At 66.5% G+C, this 690-nt stretch carries 2 protein-coding genes; one reads left to right on the forward strand and one right to left on the reverse strand.

Annotation, left to right across the window (positions count from 1 at the left end):
• Window positions 1–334, forward strand: a 334-nt coding sequence (locus L6Q67_RS23795) for a hypothetical protein (RefSeq protein ID WP_296576073.1), incomplete at its 5' end; no start/stop codon positions are given.
• A gap of 139 nt (window positions 335–473) precedes the next feature.
• Here L6Q67_RS23795 and L6Q67_RS23800 read toward each other — a convergent pair.
• The coding region (locus L6Q67_RS23800) for a hypothetical protein (RefSeq protein ID WP_296576076.1) at window positions 474–690 on the reverse strand (217 nt) is incomplete at its 5' end.

Raw genomic sequence — 690 nt, forward strand, 5'->3', positions numbered from 1 at the left:
CGAAGGCCACTTCCAGCTGGGGCATGACATCCGGGCCCGCCATCGCCCCCGGCAGGGCCGGACGCTCTATGTGAGCTCAATGACGCTGGCCCCGGCCTTCCGCGGCCGGCAGCTTGGGCAACCCTTCTTCGCGGCCTGCCTGGATCACGTGACCCGCAGCCTATCCAGCCTCGAAGAGATCGTGCTGCTGGTCAATGAATCCTGGCGGGGCGCCCGCCAGATCTATGTCGCGACCGGCTTCGAGGAGATCTCGCGGCTGCCCGGCTTCTTCGGCCCTGCCGGAACGGGCGTCGAGGACGGCATCGTGATGCGCCGCACGATCTCCCGAGGCTGACTACCTGACTACCATCGAGGCTCCATCGAGGCTCGGATGAGGTCCACGCGGATTTCGTTGATTGGGGGTTCGCTGGTGGAGACCGGCGGCTTTCCGTTGTTTGACGTCACATTGGCCGGGTCCCGCCCCGGCGGGCGGGTTACTTCTTTGCGTCGCCAAAGAAGTAGGCAAGAAAGGCGACCCCGCCGAGCCGGTCGTCCGCTTTGCGGACGACTCCCTTGCGCTGCTCACAACAGGCGGCCGGCGCAGAACTCGCGGGCTTTGCCCGCTCAGACAGCTGCGCCGGACATCCCCGCCTGTTGTTCCGCTGCTCAGCGGCTCGGAAGGGGCTTTCCGGAATCACCGAGCGTTGCAGG

The sequence above is a fragment of the Zoogloea sp. genome (genome assembly GCF_023150065.1).
Taxonomy (GTDB): Bacteria; Pseudomonadota; Gammaproteobacteria; order Burkholderiales; family Rhodocyclaceae; genus Zoogloea.